The sequence below is a fragment of the Acinetobacter sp. UBA1496 genome (genome assembly GCF_002324975.1).
GTDB classification, from domain to species: domain Bacteria; phylum Pseudomonadota; class Gammaproteobacteria; order Pseudomonadales; family Moraxellaceae; genus Acinetobacter; species Acinetobacter variabilis.
Map to the genome: position 1 here is coordinate 1 of NZ_DCRI01000060.1, position 12,513 is coordinate 12,513.

Annotated in this window: 13 protein-coding genes; 7 read left to right on the forward strand and 6 right to left on the reverse strand. The window is 41.9% G+C overall.

From position 1 onward, the window contains the following. Positions 1-540 (forward strand): HNH endonuclease (locus B3143_RS06975; RefSeq protein ID WP_286739946.1); only part of this gene is annotated, 540 nt, incomplete at its 5' end. Positions 541-588: 48 nt separating this feature from the next. On the opposite strand, the gene B3143_RS06980 is transcribed toward B3143_RS06975, so the two are convergent. The 3 genes from B3143_RS06980 to B3143_RS06990 all read right to left on the reverse strand — a co-directional run bounded on the left by B3143_RS06980 (position 589) and on the right by B3143_RS06990 (position 3,042). After that, positions 589-963 carry an endonuclease domain-containing protein gene (locus B3143_RS06980; protein ID WP_262736101.1) on the reverse strand — a complete coding sequence of 125 codons (375 nt, stop codon included), beginning with the start codon at positions 961-963 and terminating at the stop codon, positions 589-591. Positions 964-1,168: 205 nt separating this feature from the next. Continuing rightward, positions 1,169-2,212: a molecular chaperone DnaJ gene (locus B3143_RS06985; protein WP_262736111.1), complete on the reverse strand. Its 1,044-nt coding sequence runs from the start codon at positions 2,210-2,212 to the stop codon at positions 1,169-1,171. A 143-nt stretch (positions 2,213-2,355) separates the two neighbouring features. After that, complete coding sequence (locus B3143_RS06990) at positions 2,356-3,042, reverse strand: carbonic anhydrase (RefSeq protein WP_262736112.1); 687 nt, start codon at positions 3,040-3,042, stop codon at positions 2,356-2,358. A gap of 478 nt (positions 3,043-3,520) precedes the next feature. Here B3143_RS06990 and B3143_RS06995 point away from each other — a divergent pair, with 478 nt between their 5' ends. Continuing rightward, positions 3,521-4,198 carry a DUF421 domain-containing protein gene (locus B3143_RS06995; RefSeq protein ID WP_262736102.1) on the forward strand — a complete coding sequence of 226 codons (678 nt, stop codon included), beginning with the start codon at positions 3,521-3,523 and terminating at the stop codon, positions 4,196-4,198. Here B3143_RS06995 and B3143_RS07000 read toward each other — a convergent pair. The 3 genes from B3143_RS07000 to B3143_RS07010 form a co-directional block, all read right to left on the reverse strand. Beyond that, positions 4,195-4,896: an HAD family hydrolase gene (locus B3143_RS07000; protein ID WP_262736103.1), complete on the reverse strand. Its 702-nt coding sequence runs from the start codon at positions 4,894-4,896 to the stop codon at positions 4,195-4,197. The genes B3143_RS06995 and B3143_RS07000 overlap by 4 nt on opposite strands. 144 nt (positions 4,897-5,040) lie before the next feature. Further along, a complete protein-coding gene (locus B3143_RS07005; protein ID WP_286739949.1) occupies positions 5,041-6,195 on the reverse strand; it encodes a porin in 1,155 nt (384 codons plus the stop codon). 136 nt (positions 6,196-6,331) lie between these two features. After that, positions 6,332-7,573, reverse strand: a complete 1,242-nt coding sequence (locus B3143_RS07010; RefSeq protein ID WP_262736105.1) for an MFS transporter — start codon at positions 7,571-7,573, stop codon at positions 6,332-6,334. Between the two features lie 133 nt (positions 7,574-7,706). On the opposite strand from B3143_RS07010, the gene B3143_RS07015 reads away from it, so the two are divergent. From B3143_RS07015 to putP, 5 genes are all read left to right on the forward strand, one after another. Further along, positions 7,707-8,336: a 1-acyl-sn-glycerol-3-phosphate acyltransferase gene (locus tag B3143_RS07015; RefSeq protein WP_262736106.1), complete on the forward strand. Its 630-nt coding sequence runs from the start codon at positions 7,707-7,709 to the stop codon at positions 8,334-8,336. A 64-nt stretch (positions 8,337-8,400) separates the two neighbouring features. Continuing rightward, a complete protein-coding gene (locus tag B3143_RS07020) occupies positions 8,401-9,318 on the forward strand; it encodes a patatin-like phospholipase family protein (RefSeq protein WP_180033980.1) in 918 nt (305 codons plus the stop codon). A 101-nt stretch (positions 9,319-9,419) separates the two neighbouring features. Continuing rightward, positions 9,420-9,902 (forward strand): NfeD family protein, encoded by a 483-nt coding sequence (locus B3143_RS07025; RefSeq protein WP_004783073.1) that lies wholly within the window; start codon positions 9,420-9,422, stop codon positions 9,900-9,902. 3 nt (positions 9,903-9,905) lie between these two features. Beyond that, positions 9,906-10,757: an SPFH domain-containing protein gene (locus B3143_RS07030; protein ID WP_262736107.1), complete on the forward strand. Its 852-nt coding sequence runs from the start codon at positions 9,906-9,908 to the stop codon at positions 10,755-10,757. A 214-nt stretch (positions 10,758-10,971) separates the two neighbouring features. Further along, positions 10,972-12,483 (forward strand): sodium/proline symporter PutP, encoded by a 1,512-nt coding sequence (gene putP / locus B3143_RS07035; RefSeq protein WP_286739952.1) that lies wholly within the window; start codon positions 10,972-10,974, stop codon positions 12,481-12,483. Positions 12,484-12,513: the final 30 nt, after the last annotated feature.

The following is a 12,513-nucleotide window of genomic DNA, read 5'->3' on the forward strand; positions in this document are numbered from 1 at the left end:
TTCAAGTTTTACTCTGCCAACGTATGTTTCTATTGTAAGCATCAGATCCCATCTCAACATGGCAGATATTGGGATATAGATCATATTTTACCCAAATCACTTTACAGCAAATTTCTGTTTGAACCAGAAAACTTGATTGTGAGTTGTGTTGAATGCAATTCTGCAAAAGGAAATAAGAACCCACATAAGTCACGAAAAACTAATGTTAAAAACTTACCGCAAGGATCTGATAAATATATTTTCGTTCATCCTTTCTATGATAATTATGATGATCATATTCAGATCAAAAGAACAGCTGAACCTAATCATCATTTTCTAATTAAGAAAACTGATAAAGGTGCAAAAACTATAGAGTTCTGTAATTTGAGTCGCTTTTTTCAAAGTTACAGTGATTGGGATAGCGTGAGTTTCAAAACGATCGAAGTCACAGACGAATTGCTCGATTCAAACCAAACATTGTCTAAGCAAGATATTCAAGCTCTTATCAATAATCGCTTAAAAGAAGTTCAAGCATTATCTGCTCTACTTGTTGAAGCATAAAGATTTTTTAATTCAGTAAAGGATATTCCCTCTCCTTTTAGGAGAGGGTTAGGGAGAGGTATTTTTTAATTCAGTACACACCGTCCACAAATCCTCCAACACGACATCCGTCCGCCCCAACACATCATGATTCCAATACCGAACCACAGTTAAACCCAAAGCCTCTAAAAACTTGGTTCGTTCAGCATCGTATTCAATACCGTCATCTGTGCCATGCTGACTACCATCCAACTCAATCACCAAACCAATTTCATGACAGTAAAAATCTGCAATATACGGTGCAATCACATGCTGTCTGCGAAATTTCAGATTCATAAATCGTTTAGCACGAAGTAATTGCCACATCAGTTGTTCTGCATTTGTGGAGGAATGGCGCATGGATTTGGCGAAAATAAGTAGTTGAGGATCGAGCTTTTTGTTCATGAGATTTTGTTTTTATTATTTTATTGAGGATAACAGAAATTTTAAATGCCCTCACCCCGACCCTCTCCCAAAGGGAGAGGGTGAATCCATCAGAACTCCATATATCATTTGATACGCAATGAAGTTCCCTCTCCTGAGCAAGTTTTAAAGCACTGCTTTAAAATGAAGCGCAAGTGAGGGTTAGGGAGAGGTAATTCTAATTAAGTTAAAGCATCCCACGCCTTAAAAACATCTCTAAACCACTCACCTTTTTGATATACATCAGGCGTTCTTTTTCGACTTTAATCTGCTGCTTGATAGTTGAAGTATCTTCATCAATTTGCTTATACAGGTCAGCAATGTGAACCTTACCCTTCGCCTTTTTGACTGCAATTTTGGTTTTCGATGACCAGACCAGTCGATTGATCAATGCATCGATCTGATCTTGTAATTTCCGGCTTTGTGCATCCAAAGCCAGTTGATAAAACTTGAGTTGCTCTGCACTTAAACCTTTTTGTGAAACATCCTGATCTTGTTCAATCTGCAGTTGCATTCTCAGTAACGTAAACAGATCCTGCTCTGCATAAGCCTCATTGGCACGTTGCAATAATTCAGTTTTCTTGATTTTTTTGACATCATTCACTTCACGGTCAGGGTGAATGATGGCAGCAATCTTTGAATATACAGATTTCACTGACTGCTCTGCCATTGCAGCTGCCTGTTTCTGCTTTTCCTGCTGGCGTTTTAGTTTGGCCTGCTCGCGGATTTGCTGAAAATGATCAGAAGCCCATTCTTCAAATCCCTCAGCATCAGCCGGATCTGGGACATTTTCATTCTTAGAGAATCTTTCTAGTTCATTGGTCTTTTTTTGGCTTTTCCTGAATTGGGCATGTTCAGCGCGTTGCTGATAATAGGCGAAGATTTCATTCACCTTATTGATTTCTTGCGCTGACATTGCCTGAGAATCTTGCAGATAATCTGCCAGGTATTGAATCTTCTCATCCAGCACTATCAACTCGGCCTTGGTGAAATCTGTTTCCTGTAAATGCTTCCAGAGCTGTTCAAGCTGCTCAAACAGAACACCATGCAATTCATGATAGACCGGCATGAAAGTTTTATGCGTATATTGCTGTAGGTCTTCTTCAGCCTGTTGCCATTGTTTTAACTCCAACTTCTGCTGTTCGATTTTATCAATTAAACGATCCAGCTTCTTCTGCTGTGGCGAAAGCGCTGTGAATGGCTGGATTATAGTTTTTAAGTCAAAGAGCATGGCAGCAGAAAGACCCAAGGAAATCTTATCTATATTAATTCTTTCAGCATTCGCCACAAAGTTCTTTTCACCTTAGGCTATTGAAATTTGTATCAGAATTAAAAAAAGCAGAACTAAGTCTGCTTTTTTCACGCGGCTCTTTATTATTCCAGTACCACACGGCCATTTAAAGACTGCACTGGACGGTTATTTGGATGGCCCATTAACTTGGAAAATTCTGAAATCTGTGTCGCAGAGGCTTGCTGGATTTCTTTCAGAATTAACCAGCGCACACCTTCAGAACATGGTGGTGTGGTCAGCGAACCACTAAAGCGATAATAATCCAGATTCTTAGGCAACATCTCATTTACAGGTTGCGGGTTCTTCAAGACGACTTTTTCACCTTGCTTTTTCGGCAAGCGATTCCACATACGTTTAAGCATCGGATTTTCTGTGCCCTGTTCAAACATCATCGCCACTACAGCAAGTTCCCCTTGAGCATTGGCATGGACAAAATGAATCTCTAGAGGATAGCTCTTGCCCTTAATCAGGTTCTCACTTGGGCTATGCAGATGAAACTGTTTCAGCACAAAAGTTTCACCATCCAGCTGCAATTCTCCGCCTTGAGCAAAGTCTACTTGAACGGTATGACCCTTATTTTCAATCGCATGAATCATGGTGTTATAGCTAAACTTGAGCGGTTCCAATTCAGCTTTGACTGTTCGATCAATATTGATCGGTGACTGGTTCAGTCCATTACAGGCTGAATATTTCTGGTTTAGAGTCGACCATTGTTCAGGCTGAGTATAGTTCCAGTCTACATCTGCAAATACCGCTGTACTTAAGCTCATAACCGTTAAAAGCGTGAATATCTTTTTCACAATACATCCTTTCTTGGAAGTCAAAATCAGTATTTTTAATTTAAAAAACAGATTTTTAGCTTGATCTAATCGCTATATTTTTCAGGGCACAACATACAGAAATTTATAAGCATCAAGTTATTTGATTACAAATCATTAAATAGTTCTCATTATTCCAAGGAAATTGCTCAGATTTTATCTTGATATATTTCAGCAGGATATTATTTATGCTGATTAAAAGTCACACAGAGTAAAATGTGAACTGGTTCAAATTTAATCTATTGAATAATCAATCAATATTTACATGAAATATCTATCTTATTTTCTCAAAATCGCTATATCTTTTACTTATAGCGATCACATTCAAAAAACATAATTTATTTTTATTCAAAAACTTACACAATTACAGCAGTAGAATAACAGCCGAGATTGCTAGACTCGGAACAAAGAGTGATCTGGAATAATAACAATGGACTGGGCCACCATATTTATAAATGATACGACCTGGGAGTTTGCCACAGAGATTTTGCTGCGCTGTGTAGTGATGTACGCGATGATTATCCTGTTTCTACGGCTGACAGGTAAACGTGGGGTACGACAACTTTCGATCTTTGAAGTCACCATCATTCTTGCCTTGGGTTCCATTGCCGGCGATCCGATGTTTACAGAAGATCTTCCCCTGATCCAGGCGGCGCTGATCATGTCGGTGATCATTTTCCTGTATCGTCTGACCACCTGGCTCATGATGAAATTTCAATGGTTTGAAGACCTGCTCGAAGGCAAACCGATTCATATTGTGGAAGATGGTTTACTGGTCATTGATGAAATTAAAAAAGGCAAAATGTCTCATGATGAATTCTTTGCTGAGATGCGTCAGCAAGGCATTGAACATTTGGGTCAGGTGCGCTTAGGTTTACTGGAAACAGATGGTAAATTCAGTATTCTATATTTCCATCCAGATGATGTTCGGCATGGGCTCCCGCTTTTCCCTAAATCCTGCTGCATAGTCAAAGAAGTCAAGCCAGAAGAGCTTTATGCCTGTATCTATTGCGGTCAAGTCCAGTATTTAAAAGAAGCGGAACAGATGTGTCCGCGCTGTCACTCTCACCAATGGGCAAAAGCCATGAATAGCCACCGGATTACTTAGAGCTGCTTAAGCCGCTGCAAATGGTCAAAGATTTCTGGTAGTTGCTGAATCTTGTATTGAATATGCGTAGCATCCGGATGAAAACCTTGCATCCACAAAGCATGCATACCTGCAGCTGTTGCACCTTGAACATCATTAACAGGATGATCACCAATATAAAGACACTGTTCTGGCTGTACGCCTAAACGCTCTGCGGTAATCTGGAAAATTTCCGGTTGCGGTTTATTAAAGCCGACCAATCCTGAACTGATAATCTCATCAAAATAATCTGCAATACCTAAACCGCGAATGGTATTTAATCGGGTATCATGTCCGCCATTAGATACAATGGCCAAGCGATAACCTTCAGTTTTAAGCTGTTTTAATACTTGCCCTGCTTGCGGCATCTCTACAGCGAAACGTCCAAACTGGCTAAACCAGAACTGCGCTAGCTCCTCTAGATCTGGTGGAGTTAACCAAGATAATTCCTGCAACAATGCATATGCAGCTGAAGCGCCAATACTGCCATGAGTCAGCAATTCCTTTTTCGGATAACCGCCATTATCGATGCGTCGCACAATCTCGATAATTTTCCCAAGTTCATCCTGTGCTAGTGCCGAAGCATAATATTTTGCCAGATAACGGCTATAAGCCTGTGTCGTCAGGTCACGGTGCGTCAAGGTATTGTCAAGATCGAATAGAACAGCTTGAATGATCATAATTTAAAAAGGAATAGAGGATTTTCTGTCATGGTAACAGCTGGGAACTTTCAGGATTAGACCTAAAATTGCTAAGTTTTGTTGTTTTAAGCATAAAAAAGGCGATGCCAAAGCATCGCCTTTTCTTAGAGTACAAAATCTAAATTAGAATTTGTATTCAACACCTGTACCAACTACTGGTTGTTTAGTTTCAGCTGAACCTTGTTCAAGTGTTAAAAGACCAGTGTAACCGTATGCTTTTACTTGTTTAGAGAATGCATAGTCTGCACCCACAAGAATTTGTTGGGCTTCAAAATCTGCAACATTGGCTTTTGTAAAGCTTGTAGAGTTTTGACTATATTGGCCTTTTACTGTCCATTTATCAGCATTTGGTAATTTATATTCTGCTCCAATTAGCCAGCCTTGTGCATCATCAATATCATTACCATTTACAGCAATACCATTACTTGCCACTGAAGTTGCATTTGAATTACCTTCGACCTTTGCAAGATCAGATGTTTGGAATAACGCCTTAATGGCTAAGTTATCATTTACATTTACTCGGCCAATCGCACGAATTGTATCAGCAGCAGCTAACAAAGCTTTTGCTGCACCAATTTCACCATTTTGTGTGTTTAAGATACCTACACCAGCAAAGTTTGATGGAATCGCTTTATCATAACCAAGACCTAAAACAACTGCTTTGCTGTCATATACTAAAGATGCTGACCATGCATCACCTAAGCCACGGCCTGCAACTTTAGCACCGCCTTTAGAAGAGCTAATACCACCGGCCTCACCTGTAGCTAATAGTGCAGTTGCTTTTAGTTTACCTTCACCGACTGCAAAGCCAGGAGCTTCATAAACGACAACATTATCAATACGGTTTTCACCGGTAAATATACCTGCCATATCCGCTTTATTTGCAACATAGTTATTGAAAGTATCAACTACTGAAGAAAGCTGTTTTACAGGCGTATCGATTTTACCTAGTTTTACTGTACCTAACTTTTCATCTTTAAGGCCGACTAAAAGATTACGCGGTACGAATGTATCATTGCTTCCACCATTGTCTACATAAAAGGTAAATTCAGCTTGATAAAGCCCACTTAAACGGTCAGTAAGTTTCTCCTCACCTTTTAAACCCAAGAATGAATTATTAGTATTCAGTTCAATAACGTCACGATCAGACACAGGTGAAGCATTGTCTTCCGGTAAGTAATCAACTGTGGCATCAATCTCACCATAAAAAGTTGGTGCTGCAAAAGTTGTCCCCGCCAAAAGGCTGAGTGCGATTGCTGTTGCTAACTTAGTTTTCATTAAAAAATCCTTTAACTTATTTTGTTACAAATAATACACACGACGCCTATATTACAAAATTATTAAAAAAATATTTATATATTCTTTTTAATACTTTAGGTGGGGAGTCAATTAACTTACTTATTCATAAGAGATTTTAAATATTTTTCGCTACTTTCATCCATCGGAAAATAGGAATCAGGCAAAAAATCGCGATAATTACGATCAAATTTAGATAGTTTTGGTAACCTAAAGCATCCCCTAGTAGCCCGCTCAGGCTATAAAGTCCCCCGCTTATAGTAGCCATCAAGGCGACCTGAAAGGTGAAATCAGTCCCCGCCAGATGCTTGCGACTGTATTGCATCACCAAGGTCAACATAACGACTAAGAGCATGGCCGATATCATATCCTCGACAGCATTGATAAGATAAATGATCCAGTTTTCTACTTTGTTCTGGGCTTCATATCGTGCAGCCAGCCAAGCATAAGCGATTAGACTAAGTATTTTCAGAATAGAGAAAATCATTAAACTCCAACTGCGCGACCAGTATTTCAAACACCAGCCTGCTAGCCCTGCGCCAATCAACGCTGCAAAAGCGCCGAGCATGGTGACACAAATACCAATCTGACCAAAACTCAGTCCCAAATCGACCATCAAAGGTTTTAATAATGGCCCAGACAGACCATCCGCCACTTTAAAGGTTAGTAAAACCAGCAGCCATGTCGCCAAGGTAGAATCAGCTAAAAAATATTGAAAATAAGCTTTAATTCTAGTCCGAGCAGTTAATTTTTCAGATGATGAAGAAATCATCTTTTGGTGATTCGGCTCTTTAAACCATAACACCGGTAAAGTATTCAGAAAGACCAGAACTGCCAGCAGTAAAAAGGTCATCTGCCAATGCAAAAAGTCGAGTAACCACAGGATTGCCCCGCCTCCAACAATAAAGCCCAAGCGGGAACCAATCACCTGAAAGGTATTACCCCAGTGTTGCTGTTCATTTTTTAAAATATTGACTGCCAGTCCATCCGTGGCAATATCCTGAGTAGCACCGATCCCATTCATCACTAACAACGTGATAAAAAAGATCAGCAGATACAGCGGCTGGTTTAAGGCTTGGATCGGCAAGAAGGACAGTCCAATCAGTACAGAGACGGAAAGCCATTGCAAAGGGATAATCCAACTTCGATAATGGCCTCGAGATTTTGATCCATGTCGATCAACTAAAGGTGCCCAGAAGATTTTTATCGACCATGGCAGCATGAGCAAGCCAAAGCTACCAATATGTGCCAGAGATACGCCTTCAGCCCGCAGAATGACCGGTAAGGCATGGGTCATAAACCCGACCGGAAGCCCCTGTGCCCAATATAGGGAAAACAATAAAATATAAGTATTCTGCATATTCAGCGCAGGTCCTTAAGGTAAAAATGCTAAAAGCGTCCATCATCGCTATACATTTTGCCAATGATCCGGATTTTACAACAGTCTAATATGATCAAAAATAAAGAAAAATAAGTTTCAGGATGAGACATCGATGAGTACAACACGTTTCCCCAGACTCCCTCCATTAGTTCCCTCCCGCGGAGGTAAACTGAGCCAGACCCTGTTTAAACAGCTATTTTTGGCTCAGGGCTGGCAGCTTAAAGGCGAATTTCCTAACCTGCCTAAAGCAGTGGCAATTATTTCCCCGCATACCTCGAATATCGATGCCTGCTTAGGCTTTAATGCTCTACTCGGTCTGGGTATTCAGATTACGATTTTTGGTAAAGACAGCCTGTTTCGTACTCCGCTTAAACCCATTCTGGAATGGATCGGTGTAGTTCCTGTAGTACGCGATACACCGCAAGGTCACACCCGACAAATTGTTGACGTAATTAATAAGACAGACCGGATCTGGGTAGGTATGGCACCGGAAGGTTCTCGCAAGGCGCCAGAAAAAATCCGCAGCGGTTTCTACCACATTGCCAAGGCAGCCAATTTACCGATCGTAATGTTTTCCTTTGACTATGACATCAAGACCATTCATATCCTCGGTGTATATCACCTGACAGGTGATTATGAATATGATCTGGAACAGATCTATAAGCATTATGAAGGTAAATTTTCGGCCAAAAATCCGGATTGGGTCGCCAAGCCGTTACAAAAGCTTTTGAAAAAAGACTAGGCAAAACTGGCTTTTTTTGATGTGATAGCCTGAATTTTGTTGATTTAATCTCCAGTTTTTTATAATGAAATTAGCCCGTTATGCTCTGATTGGCTGCTTGGGCTTAAGCCTTGCAGCATGTGATAAAGCTACTAAAACCCCAGCACCCTCTACTCCTCTTCAGGCTCGTGAACCTGTGGTAGCTATTGCTCTCGGTGGTGGCGGTGCCAAAGGCTTTGCCCATATCGGGGTACTTAAAGTCCTCGAATCGCATGGCATCAAACCGAAGATTGTTACTGGAACCAGTGCCGGGAGTTTCGTAGGCAGTCTATATGCCAGCGGCAAATCTCCTTATCAGTTGCAGCAAATTGCCTTGAACTTTAAAGAATCCGATATTCGTGATTTAACCCTGAACCGCCAAGGAATTATTGCCGGACAGAAACTGCAGGATTTCGTCAATAAAAATGTCGCGAATAAACCAATTGAACAGTTCCCGATTCGCTTCGCGGCGGTGGCAACCCGTCTGGACAATGGCCGTAAAGCTGACTTTATCAAAGGCAATGCCGGACAAGCTGTTCGTGCCTCTTGCAGTATTCCGAATGTCTTTGTACCCGCTGTAATTGGCGGTACAAAATATGTCGATGGCGGTCTGGTTAGCCCGATTCCGGTAAAAACTGCTAAGGATATGGGAGCTGATATTGTTATTGCCGTAGATATTTCCGCACGTCCGGACAGCAATAAAGCGCTCAACATGTGGGGCGTACTGGACCAGACGATTAATATCATGGGTCAGCAAAGCATCAATGAAGAACTCAGCCAGGCCAATATTGTAATCCAGCCTAAAGTAGGCCATATCGGTACGCTAGATTTAAAAGCCAGCAATGAGACCATTCTCGAAGGTGAAAAAGCCGCGCAACTAAAAATCCGTTCAATTGAAAAAGCCATCAGTGATTTTAGGCAGTCTCCGGCTGCATTCAAGCCTGCACGACCGGCAAAATTTTAATCAGAAATTTTTTATATTCATCTGTTGCCGCATCTGCTACATTGGAAGTAAATCATATAAAGATGATGATTAATTAAATACTTAGCAATATAGGTCACGATATGGAATTAGTTCTTGAACCTTGGCACTGGTTTGTATTGGGAATACTTCTTATTCTTTCAGAATTACTCCTGCCCGCTTTTGCTGCCCTCTGGTTCGGGATTGGTGCCATTATGGTCGGCATTCTGTACTGGATGTTCCCGATGATGGGACTGACCACCCAGATCCTGACCTGGATCATCCTGTCTGTTCTTTGTACTTTGCTCTGGTTTAAGTTTATCAAGCCGCTTTCTATCGACAAGACCAAAGCCGGCTTGTCGCGTGAGGCCACTATTGGCCAAATTGGCATGGTGATTCAGACCGATCTTGAACAGGATCAGATCCGGGTCCGTTTTCCGCTGCCAGTTTTAGGCTCGGATGAATGGGATTGCCGCGCTCTGGATAAAGTTCAGGTTGGAGATCGTGTCCGTGTTGTCGATATCTTGGGAAATGACCTGGTTGTACAGCCCCACAGCACTCAATATCAAAACGAAAAAGGTGAATAAATTATGTCTGCTGGCACTATCATTGTTATTGCGTTCTTGGCCTTTATTGCGATTACCATTTTTAAAGGTGTACGGATTGTTCCACAAGGCTATAAATGGATCGTGCAACGTCTGGGTAAATATCACACCACACTCAATCCTGGCCTGAATTTTGTCATTCCTTATGTAGATGAAGTGGCTTATAAAGTCACCACCAAAGATATCGTTCTGGATATTCCTTCTCAGGAAGTAATTACCCGTGATAACGCTGTCTTGCTGATGAATGCGGTAGCTTATATCAACCTGACAACTCCAGAAAAAGCGGTATACGGGATTGAGAACTACTCATGGGCAATTCAGAACCTGGTACAAACGTCACTACGTTCAATCGTGGGTGAAATGGATCTGGATGATGCATTATCTTCACGTGATCATATCAAGGCGCGTTTAAAGTCCAGTATTTCGGATGATATTTCAGATTGGGGTATCACCTTAAAGACGGTTGAAATTCAGGATATTAAACCTTCTGTAACCATGCAGACGGCGATGGAAGAACAGGCAGCGGCAGAGCGTCAACGTCGTGCAACTGTCACTAAAGCAGACGGTGAAAAACAGGCCGCCATTCTGGAAGCTGATGGTCGTCTGGAAGCATCACGTCGTGATGCAGAAGCACAAGTCGTACTGGCAGAATCTTCACAGCGTGCGATTGATATGGTGAGTCAAGCGATTGGCGATAAGGAAATTCCTGTGGCTTATCTGTTGGGTGAACAATATGTCAAAGCCATGCAGGATATGGCCAAGTCTCCAAATGCCAAGACTGTGGTCTTGCCTGCCGATGTGCTGAATACCATTCGCGGTGTGATGGGACGTCACTAAATTTCAGAGATACTTCACAATAGGCAGCCAATTGGTTGCCTATTTTTCTTTTAAAATAAGAAAATCTCAGCAAAGATTGTGAATTTATGGTTAAATTTCGCGTTTATTTTTGAAATCCTCTGGATTCGATGTTGCTTAGCTTTCGGATTAAAGTCTTTCGCATCTGTCAAAATCCTTGTTTCGATCTACTGTCCAACTTAAAAATGGATACCGTATGAGCTCCCTAAATCCAACCTTAATTACCTTTCTTTTTTATATTGTCGGCATGGTCGTGATTGGCCTGATGGCATACCGTGCGACAAACAACTTTTCTGATTACATCTTAGGGGGCCGACGTTTAGGTAGTTTCGTAACTGCACTTTCTGCAGGGGCTTCCGACATGAGTGGCTGGCTGCTGATGGGCTTGCCGGGCGCAATTTATCTTTCAGGCCTGTCTGAAATGTGGATTGCGATTGGTCTGATTATCGGTGCATGGCTAAACTGGCTGTTGGTTGCGGGCCGTTTACGGGTCCATACCGAAGTCCAGCACAATGCCCTGACCCTACCGGACTATTTCTCGAACCGTTTTAACGATCAGAAAAAAGTACTGCGTGTGGTTTCTGCATTTGTCATTCTGATTTTCTTTGCAATTTATTGTGCTTCAGGCATGGTGGCAGGGGCACGTCTATTCGAAAGCATGTTCGACATGTCTTATAGTACGGCACTCTGGATCAGTGCGATTGCAACCATCAGTTATGTATTTATCGGCGGTTTCCTGGCAGTCAGCTGGACCGATACCATTCAGGCAACCCTGATGATCTTTGCCCTGCTCCTCACACCAATTGTAACCATTCTGACTTTTTCAGATATGTCACAAGTTACGCTCGCTTTGGAAGCCGCACGCCCACAGGCCATGAACCTGGTCGGTGATCTAAGTACCATCGCAATCCTGTCCTTAATGGCATGGGGTTTGGGTTATTTTGGTCAGCCGCATATTTTAGTACGTTTTATGGCCGCCGATTCAGTGAAGTCGATTCCGAATGCACGTCGTATCGGGATGACCTGGATGACACTTTGTCTAGGTGGCGCAGTAGCTGCAGGTTTCTTTGGTATTGCCTACTTTCAGCAACATCCGGAAATCGCTACTGTGGTGAATGCCAATCCTGAAACCGTATTTATGGAACTGACTAAAACCCTGTTCAATCCATGGATTGCCGGTGTGGTTCTGGCGGCCATTCTCGCTGCTGTGATGAGTACATTGAGTTGTCAGTTACTGGTTTGTTCAAGTACATTGACTGAAGACTTCTATAAATCATTTCTGCGTAAAAATGCCTCACAAAAAGAACTGGTTTGGGTCGGTCGTTTGATGGTGCTTCTCATTGCTTTATTGGCAATCTGGATGGCTGGTAATCCTGAATCTAAAGTGCTGGGGCTGGTAGCGTATGCCTGGGCTGGTTTTGGGGCTGCTTTTGGTCCATTGATTATTCTGTCTCTGTTCTGGAAACGTATGACCTTGAATGGTGCTTTGGCAGGTATGATCGTTGGTGCATGTATGGTGATTCTGTGGAAAAATACTATTGGTGGAACAGGTCTTGGCTTTATACCAGCCGGTATCTATGAAATTATTCCAGGCTTTATCTGTTCATGGATTGCGATTGTAGTTGTGAGTCTACTCGGCAAAGCACCAACAGCTGAAATTACAACACGCTTTGAACAGGCAGAACGTCTCTATAACGAAAGCAAATAATTCCATATACATTAGGACTTACGCACTATT